This window comes from Polyangium sp. 15x6 (assembly GCF_029960785.1).
Lineage (GTDB): Bacteria > Myxococcota_A > Polyangia > Polyangiales > Polyangiaceae > Polyangium.
On record NZ_JASBQE010000016.1, the window covers coordinates 159,814 to 169,276 of the forward strand.

The following is a 9,463-nucleotide window of genomic DNA, read 5'->3' on the forward strand; positions in this document are numbered from 1 at the left end:
CAATCGAAAGGGGACGGAGGGCCGAATCGAGGACCGGCCGCCCGTCAAGCCCCCCGCGCCCGCTCGATCGTCCGTCGCGCCGCCTCGAGGAAGCGCGGCGGGAACGTGGCGCCGTCGAGGAAAAAGGTTTCGATGCTCGGCACTGCGTTCGGTATGCCCGCCCGCTCGTCGGCCACCGCGGCGACGAGGAGGTGCCCCGTCCCGCGCGCGAGCCGCGTGTTCGGCAGCCCGGCGGCCGCGGGAAACGCCTCGCCGATGGGCCTGCCCGCGCTCTCCGGCATGTGCGTCGTCCGGCGCTCGCGGAGCCCGCCTGCGGCCACGAAGAGCGCGCGATGAAAATCACGCTTCTCCGGCACGGCCCGCGTGAGCTCGCGAGCGAGCACGCGGAGGTGTTGTTCGAGCAAGACGCTCGGCATCCCGCGGTTCGAGAGGACACCGGCGAGCCACTCGACCTGCCGCTTGATCGTGGCCTCGTCGTGCTCGGGCAAGGTCGCGAGGAACGCGCTGTCGCTGCGCGTGAACCGGACGCCTCGCTCGCCGTATCGGAACCCGTAATAAGGCGTGAGCCGCAGGGAAATCCTTCCGGCCCGGAGCGCCGCCTCGACCTCGCGCGGATCGCTCGGCATCGGCGTCATCCCGGCCTCGGGGTTCAGCGGATGCGACCAGGTGGTCTCGGCGGCTTCCCGCCTTCCCCCTCGAGCCTTGCCCCCGCGCGTCCCCATGCCTTCCGTGTTCACGTCCCTGGTTCTCCCCCGAAACCCCTCGGCAGCAAGATCCCTCGACCGGCGAACCCCGCCATGCGGTCGATCGTCTTTCGGAAGGTCTCGTATAGCAGATCGTTGTCGCGGATCGCCCAGAGCACCTCGGCGTTGGCCCAGGCGGCGTCCCGCGCCCGCCGGATGCTCCACACGGCCATCAGGTTGTCCACCCGGCCGAGCGCCTCCTCGACGTCGCGCAAAACCCCCGTCGCGAATTTCTTCGTGGCGACCTTCTCCGCGTCCTCCAGGATGTCGTTGATGACGAGGTAATCGTCGAAAAACCCCGTCCCCCGCCGCGGCTCGATGCCTTTGCGGGAGCACGTCTCGACCACGGCGATGGCGAGGTCGTGGTTGATGTGGGCGTTCATGCCGCAGAGGGCGTGCTGGAGCCGCGCGATCGAGCGGTCGTTCCGGGACTCGAAGAGCGGCTGCCAGGCGCGCGGCGACGAGCCGGGGGCGCGGAGCTCGGCGAGGAAGGCGTCGAAGTAGAGGCCCGCGAAGACCACGTCGAGCTCCTCGAGCAGCACGGGCGTGGTGAACCGCCCCCGATCGAGCTCGGCGCGGATCCTGTCCGTCACGAAGAAGTAGAGCTCGTTGAAGGCGTGCACGCCGTCGGAGCTCGGCAGGGCGCCGTCGATGATCTCCATCACGGCGAGGACGTCGTGGATGGATCGCTGCGGGTGCGACAGGATTCGATCGGCGAGGGATGCGTGACTGCTCATCAGCCGCGAGGTTACCCCAGCCGAAGCGCGGGCATCAAAGATCGAGCTGCATGCCGAGCTCGACGACGCGCTCGGGCGGCAGGTTGAAGAAGTTCGTCGCCCCGGTCGCGTTGCGCGACAGGAAGCCGAAGATCGTCTCGGAGGCCTTGTCCATCTTCCCCTTGCCCGTGGCGAGCAGGGTCTCGCGGCCGAGGTAGTACGTGGTCTCGTCCGGCCCGATCCGGAGGCCGAGCTTGGCCTTGGCGACGGCGAGCAGCACCGGCACGTTCGTGTCCTCCATGAAGCCGGAGCGGAAGATGATCCGGTAAAAGTCGTCGGCGATGAGCGAGGCCTCGACCCGCTTCTCCGGCGGGACGCGCGGGATCCGCTCGGGAATCACGGTCACGAGCAGCACCACCTTCTGCAGGGCCTTGCTGCGGCTGACGTGGTGGAGCAGGACGGGCGGCGCCTCCTCGGCGCTCGACGTGAGGAAGACCGCGGCGCCGTCCACGCGGGCGGCCGTTTTTCCGGTGCGCAGCTCCTCCAGCACCTCGGAGAGCGGCCGCGTGCGCTTCTTGAACTCCTGCCCGAGCAGCGTGCGGCCCTTCCGCCAGATCGCCATGCACACGAAGATCATCGAGGCGATGAGGAACGGCACGTAACCGCCATCGAAGAACTTGAGCAGGTTCGCGCCGAGGAACGCGAGATCGAACGTGAGGAAGAGCAGGAGCAGGGGCAGCGCCTTCGCGAGCGACCAGTGCCAGCGCTCACGCACGACGACGAAGAAGACGATCGACGTGATGGTCATGGAGCCAGTCACGGCGAGGCCGTACGCCGAGGCGAGCTTCGACGACTCCCGGAAGGAGAGCACGAGCACCATGCAAGCGGCGAACAGGGCCCAGTTCACCTCGGGGACGTAGATCTGGCCCTCGGTCTCGGAGGAGGTGTGCTTGACCTGGACGCGCGGCAAGAACCCGAGCTGCACGCCCTGCCGCGTGAGGGAGTAGGCGCCGGAGATCATGGCCTGCGAGGCGATGACGGCGGCCGCGGTGGCGAGCGCGACGAGCGCGTACGTGGCCGGGCCCTTGGGGACGAGGGAGAAGAAGGGATTGGCCGCCGCCTCGGGGTGCTGGAGGAGGAGCGCGCCCTGGCCGAAGTAGTTGAGGACCAAGGACGGCATGACCATGCCGTACCAGGCATAGGTGATGGGCTTGCGGCCGAAATGCCCCATGTCCGCGTAGAGCGCCTCGCCGCCGGTCACGCAGAGGACGACGGAGCCGAGGATGACGAACGCGTGCCACTTGTTGGCGAGGAAAAACGTGACGGCGTGCGCGGGATTGATGGCCGCGAGGACGGCGGGGTTCTTGGCGACGTAATAAGCGCCGAGGCCGCCGAGCGTGAGGAACCAGAGGATCATGATCGGCCCGAAGATCTTGCCGATCCCGGCGGTCCCGCGCTTCTGGACCCAGAAGAGCCCGAGCAAGATGAGGACGGTGATCGGCAAGACCGCGGGCTTGAGCGAGCTCGCGCCGACCGCGAGGCCCTCGACGGCGCTGAGGACGCTGATGGCCGGGGTGATGACGCCGTCGCCGTAAAGGAGCGAGGCGCCGAAGAGGACGAGGGCCGCGATCCAGCCGATGTGCATCTTGTTCTTCGGCCGGAGGTTCTCGGGCACGAGCGCGAGCAGCGCCATGGTGCCGCCCTCGCCTTCGTTGTCCGCTCGGAGGACGAAGGTGAGGTATTTCACCGCGACGACCATGCTGAGCGACCAGAACATGAGGGAGAGGAGCCCGAGCACGTTCTCGGGGCTGGCCTTGACCCCATGGGGCGCGGTGACGCACTCCTTGACGGCGTAGAGGGGGCTCGTGCCGATGTCGCCGAAGACGACGCCGAGCGCCGCGAGGACGAGGCCCGGGAGGGCGCCGGGGGCATGTCCGTGTCCATGGCCGTGACCGGCTCCGCCGTGGGCATGGCCGTCGGCGTGGGCGCCCTGCGCGGCAGCCGAGGCGGCGGCAGCGGCGTCGGCGGCGGCGTCGGCGGCAGCCGCGGCGGCGGCTGCCTCGTGGACCTGGAAGGCGCCCACGATGCTGGGTTCGTCGGCCATGGCATGGGTCGGCTCGGGAGGAGCGGGCGAGGCCGCTCCCGGAGCTGGGGTCTGGTCGTCGTTCATCGCGGGGGGCGACGCTACACCCAAGCGGGCGGGGGCGGAAGCGGGAGCGGGGGCGGAGGCAGGGCTCCCGCGCGGGGACGGCGAGCGTACCGTCCTGGCCTAGAGGTCCACGCGCTTGCGGTTGTCCGATGACACGCGGTCGATCAGCTTGTTGTTCGGGTCAAAGCCGGCTTCATAGGGCTCCGCGTCGACCACGACGGTCACCTCCTGGTGCTGCGTGGTCACGTGGTGGCGCTCCAGGTACAGCACCTCTTCGTCCGCGTCCTCGCCTGACTTGCCGCGCGCGAAGACGCCGACCTCGATCCAGTCGTCGAGCTCGCCCGCCGTCTCCTTGCCCTTGCCGTCGGCGTAACGCTTGTCCGCGAACAGCTCGAGTGTCACGTCGTACTTGCCGTCGCTGCGCTTGCGTGCGGTCGCTGCCTGCACCCGGTTGTCGTAGAAGCAGATCTTTTCGAACAGATCGGTGATCAGCGCCTGGTGTGCCGGACCGGCCTCGGCGCGGATGTACTCCAGAAGCTCGGCCGACGTCGTGTACGGCGGGTTCTGGTATCCCTTGTCCTTCAGGAACTTCTTCAGCGCGCGATTGAGCGCGGCCTCGCCGATCTCCTCGCGCAGGCGGTAGAACACCAGCGATCCCTTCTGGTAGTGGATGTACTGCTGGTTTTCCACCCGATAGAGCGGCAGCTCCTCGACCCGCTCGCCGCCGCGGCCGGCGAGGTACTTGTCGAGCTCCTCCTTGAGGAAACGTCGCATCTTGGCGCGGCCGTATTCCTGCTCCATCACCATCAACGCCGAGTACTGCGAAAGCGACTCCGAAAGCACGGTCGCCCCCTGCACGTTGGCGCCGATCACCTGGTGCGCCCACCACTGGTGCGCGATCTCGTGCGCGGTCACGTAAAAGACGTAATCGACGGCGCTGTCGTCGCGCAGGTCGGCGATGAAGCCGATCGACTCCGAGTAGGGGATGGTGTTGGCGAAGCTCTGGGCGAAGCTCGCGTACCCTGGAAACTCGATGATCCGCGCCTGGCGGTGCTGGTACGGCGTGAAGTTCGCTTCGTAATACGAGAGCGACTTGCGCACCGCTTCGATCATCCGGTCGACGTTGTACGGATGCTTGGGGTCGTAATAAATCTCGATCGGGATCTGCTCGGGCGTGCCTTCCTTGTAAAACCCCTTCTTCACCTGCCAGCGCGCCGACAGGAAGGCATAGAAGTTCAGCATCGGCCGGTCCATGGCGTAGCTGAAGCAGCGACGGCCGTCGCGCTCGAACGCCTCCTTCAGGTAGCCCGGCGCGAGCGCGATCTGATCCGGCGCGGTGCAGATGGTGGTCTTGAAGTCGAGCCAATTGGCATCGTCGCCGATATAGGTGCTCGCGCGCGCCGCCTGGTCTTCCAGCTTGGGCATGCGGGTGGGCTCACCCAGCCCGCGCTTGCGGCGGTCGTTCCGGTCGTCGAGCTGGGCGCGCTCGTCGTAGCCGAACTGCGGGAACATGCGGTTGTTGAAGAAGCTCCCGTTCTCGACGATCTGCGTCTGCAAGAGCTCGTTGGTGATGCCATTCGGGTGGTAGTCGAGCTTGAAGCGTACCTCCCGCTCCTCGCCCGGCAGCATCGGGCGCTCGAGGCGGTAGATGCGGTAGCCGAGCGGAGCTTCGTGCTTCAAGAGCTCGGCGCCGCCGAAGTCGATCGCGACGAGCGCCTTGTCGTCGTCGAGGGTGACGTGCACCTCGTGGATTGGCGAGGCGTGTGGGTTATGCACGCGGTAGACCCCATCGACGCGCAGGACCTGCGTCTCGGGGCGCAGGTCGATCTGCGTGGACGAGGCCAAGATCTTCGGCTGCGGCAGATTCTTGTAGGCGCCGTATTCTTTTTCGTAACGCGCCGCGAGGTCGAGCTTCTGCTCCGGCGAGCGGTACTCGTTGCGGATGTTCGTGTTCCAGTACAGGAAGCCGCCCACGGCCGCGAACGAAAGCAAGCTCAGTGCGAACGCCGCACCGAGCCGTCCGCGCAGCCGCTCCCGCGCCACCACGAAGCGCTCGCGCCGGCTGCCGACGCTGCCGCGCACCCAGAACGCCACCGACAAGAGCAGCAGCGCAAGCAAGAGCAGGCCCCAGTACCCCTGGAACCAAAGCTGCGGCGACAAGAAATGGCCATACCCGTTCATGTCCGAATACGGCGCGATCGGCCAGCTACCGAAGTTGTAGAGATGATGGCTGAAGTCGATCAGGCCGAGCGCAGTCTGCAGGATGAGCAAGAGGATCAGCAGCGCATACCCGACGAACTTGTTGTTGCTGAGCACCTGCAGGGTCAACGCCATGCCGCCCATCAGCACGTACACGCTGGAGTCGAGCGTCAGCGTCTTCAGGTACAAGAGCGGCTCGAGCTGGGTATACCCCTTGGCGAGCTGGATGAGCATCGCGGTGACCGCGCCGATGACCTGGAACGCGGCGATCACCACGAGCAGGGCCCCGAACTTGGCGAGGAGTGGCACCCAGCTCGGCACGGGCATCGCGTCGGTGACCTCGTGGATCTTCGCGCCGCGCTCCTTCCACACGAGCTCGCCGGCATAAAACAGCACGATGATCACCAGCAGGAAGCTGTAACTGCCCTGCAGCGCAGAGAGCATCTGCGACGTCACCGGGTAAATCGGTGTGGCATACATGGTGCGGCGCAGCAGCGCGGTCGGGATGAAGTTGGCCATGCCGAACGCGAGCATCACGAGGAACGGCACGCTGCGGAGCACGGAGGCGGTGTCGAAGCGCAGCTGGCGCAGGAGCTGCCGCCACACCGTGCGGGTCGTGAACACGGGCTCGGGCCTTTGCACCACCGCCACGGCGACGGGCCGGGCCGCGAGATCCGCCGCGGCGAGCGCCTCGACCTTCGCCTTCCGGCCCCAGCGCCGGCGACCGGTGCCGCTGCGCTCGGTCTTGAACAGCGCGAACGTCGCCGCGAACAGCGCCGCGGCAATGGCGGTCCATAACGCGCGGTTGCCGAGGAGGTAGCCCCCCATCGCCGGCAGGCCGGTATTGCGCTCCTCCGCCGACCAGTAGCGGATGGTGCGCTCGAGGGCGCGCGTGCCGAGCGGATCCATCAACGTCGCCGCCCAGACGTTGTCGAGGTTGCGCAGCAGCGCGGAGCTCACGCCGTACAGCACGAAGAACGCGATCACGCCGATGTAGACCCACAGGATGCTGCGTGTCACCACCGCCATCAGCGAAAGGAGCCCACCGGTGAAGAGCAGATTCGGGATCACGAACACCCCGAACGCCCACAGGTAGGGCCTGAGCGATACCGGCCCGAGGCGCGCAGGATCGATCCAAGGCATGAATTGAGCCACGAACATGCCGAGGCCGATCACGAGGTACACGATCAGGCTCGCCGTGAGCGCCGCGCCGAGCCGGCCCAGCAAGTAATCGCGTTTGCGGATCGGGCTGGTGAAGAACAGCTCCGCGGTGCCCTGGTCGAAATCGCGCAAAAGAGCGCTGTTGATGAAGATCGTGATGACCAGCATCCCGAGCAAGGTGAACAGCGCGAGCCAGGTGGCGAGCACCGTCGGCGCATTGCGGAAGACGTTGCCGATGCTCCCGCCCATCTGGACGGCCTCGCTGCCGGCCGCCCCGAAGGCCAGCAATCCGAACAAGCCGGCGATGAGCCAGAGCAGCGGAGAACGGAGCTGCTCGCGCAGCTCGAAGCGAAAGAGTTCACGGATCATGGCAGCCCTACGTCAGGTGGCCTGCACGCGCAGGAGCTGGAAATAAACGTCCTCGAGGTTCGGCGCGACCTCTTCGAAGCCGTCCCCCGGGGGCTCGCTGCTGAACACATGGATCACCGGTCGGCCGGCCATCAGCCGCGTCGACAGCACGGTATGGCGCGCCTCGTATTCGGGCAACGCCGCCTTCGTGACCTGCTTGCGCCAGACCTGGTTTTCGAGCGCTGCAATCGCATCACTCGGCTTTCCCGTCAGCAGCACCCGGCCCTTGTTCAAGATGGCCATGGTCGGGCAAAGGTCGGTGACGTCCTCGACGATGTGCGTGGACAGAATCACCGCAACGTTCTCGCCGATCTCGGCGAGCAGGTTGAGGAAACGATTGCGCTCCTCGGGATCGAGGCCAGCCGTGGGCTCGTCGACAATCACGAGGCGCGGACTTCCCAGGAGCGCCTGCGCGACGCCGAAGCGCTGCCGCATGCCGCCCGAGTACGTGCCGAGCTTGCGCTTGCGCACGTCCCACAGGTTGACTTGCCGGAGCAGGCCATCCACGATCTCACGGCGCTCTTTGCGCTGGGTCAGCCCCTTGAGCACGGCGAAATGCTCCAGCATGTCCTCCGCGCTCACCTTGGGATAAACACCAAAATCCTGCGGCAGGTAGCCGAGCTGGCGCCGCACCGCGTCCTTGTCACGCAGCACGTCGATGGTCTTGCCGTCGACACCTTCCAGGGTAGCCGTGCCGCTGTCAGCCTCCTGCAATGTCGCCAGCGTGCGCATCAGTGACGATTTGCCGGCGCCGTTCGGCCCGAGCAGTCCGAACATGCCGCGCGGGATGTCGAGGGTGACGTCGTTCAGCGCGTGGACGCCGTTCGTATAGGTCTTGCTGAGGTTGCGGATGGCGAGCATGGCTCCCTGCCCGAGAAAGCCCATGGACAGCCCTGCTGTCCTGGGGCCAATGAACCGATATTTTCCGCGTTCGCGTACACGCTCCTCGCGCAGCGGTCAACCGCGCTCCGTGCGCCAGTCGTGCTCCAAATGGTGGAGGCCGCCGCGCTGGGGCGTTGCCCCAGGCCCCAGCAGGGGCTATCCGCCCCTGCACCCGGACCAGCGCAAGCGCTGGACCCGTGTTCGATGAACTGCGCGATGCGCAGTTCATCGAACAGGCCAGGTCAAGACCAACGACGACCCTGCCAGCCGAGACCGCCGTGACGGGCAACGTTGTCCCAGGTCTTGCCACCGGCCTGTGGGAAGAACTGCGCATCGCGCAGTTCTTCCCCCCCGAGTCCAGGGCTTGCCCTGGTCCGGGTCGAGGGGCGGATAGCCCCCGCGGGGTCCGGGGCGGCGCCCCGGCGCGGCGGTCGCTTCGATCGCCTGGAAGCGGCGCCTCATTGACATCCGCGCCAGCTCCGGAGACGCTCCTTCGTGAGGCGACATGCGCATCCGGGGACCCTTTCTGGCATCCATCCTGACGGCCCTCGCCGTCGCGACGTCCGCCGCCGCCGCGGAGGCAGCCCCGCCCTCCTACGTCGTCCTGCCCGCCGAGCAGCCCCGCAAGGTCTGGTACGGCTGGCAAACGCTGACGATCGCCGGCGCGTCGCTCGGCGTGGGGACCTTTCCGGCGGCGCTCTTCAACGTGCACGTGTATGCCTGGCCGCCTGCGCTCACCGGCATGGTGCTCAGCGGGCCGATCGTGCACTGGAAACACGGGCGGGTCGGCCGAGGCTTCGCAGTGCTCGGGATGAACCTCGGAATCACGGGGACGGCCCTCGGCCTCTCCCTGCCCGTCGGGTGCATCTTCGAGAAATGCGACGGCTTTTACTTTCAGTACATGCTGGCCATGAGCTACGTGGGCGCCGCGATCGGCGTGGGGATCGATGCGGCGTTCCTCTCGACCTACGAACCCCCCGAGCCGCACACGGCCCGACGGGCCACGGGCATGCTCGACTCCCTCGTGCCCATGGTCGACGTTCGCCCAGGTCACACGGTGCTCGGCGTGGCAGGCGCATTCTGAGTTGCAGCGCAGCGCCGGGGTTTCACCCCGGACCCCGACCAGGGGTTGTCCACCCCTGGACCCGGACCAGCGCAAGCGCTGGACTCGTGGTCGATGAACTGCGCGATGCGCAGTTCATCGA

The 9,463-nt window shown here is 67.2% G+C and carries 6 protein-coding genes; 1 reads left to right on the forward strand and 5 read right to left on the reverse strand.

The features are described 5' to 3' along the window. Positions 1-44: 44 nt before the first annotated feature. The 5 genes from QHF83_RS14710 to QHF83_RS14730 form a co-directional block, all read right to left on the reverse strand. Complete coding sequence (locus QHF83_RS14710; protein ID WP_282418452.1) at positions 45-737, reverse strand: hypothetical protein; 693 nt, start codon at positions 735-737, stop codon at positions 45-47. Then, the gene (locus QHF83_RS14715; protein WP_282418453.1) at positions 734-1,480 is read right to left on the reverse strand and encodes a DUF5995 family protein; all 747 of its coding nucleotides are present in this window, start codon (positions 1,478-1,480) and stop codon (positions 734-736) included. The genes QHF83_RS14710 and QHF83_RS14715 overlap by 4 nt, the downstream gene beginning before the upstream one ends. Positions 1,481-1,514: 34 nt before the next feature. Then, entirely contained in the window at positions 1,515-3,563 is a 2,049-nt protein-coding gene (locus QHF83_RS14720; protein WP_282418454.1) for a KUP/HAK/KT family potassium transporter, read from the reverse strand. 165 nt (positions 3,564-3,728) lie between these two features. After that, positions 3,729-7,337, reverse strand: coding sequence for a M1 family aminopeptidase (locus tag QHF83_RS14725; RefSeq protein ID WP_282418455.1), 3,609 nt, complete (start codon positions 7,335-7,337; stop codon positions 3,729-3,731). Between the two features lie 12 nt (positions 7,338-7,349). Further along, positions 7,350-8,237, reverse strand: a complete 888-nt coding sequence (locus QHF83_RS14730) for an ABC transporter ATP-binding protein (protein WP_282418456.1) — start codon at positions 8,235-8,237, stop codon at positions 7,350-7,352. Positions 8,238-8,763: 526 nt separating this feature from the next. On the opposite strand from QHF83_RS14730, the gene QHF83_RS14735 reads away from it, so the two are divergent. After that, positions 8,764-9,342, forward strand: a complete 579-nt coding sequence (locus tag QHF83_RS14735; protein WP_282418457.1) for a hypothetical protein — start codon at positions 8,764-8,766, stop codon at positions 9,340-9,342. The last annotated feature ends 121 nt before the right edge of the window (positions 9,343-9,463 follow it).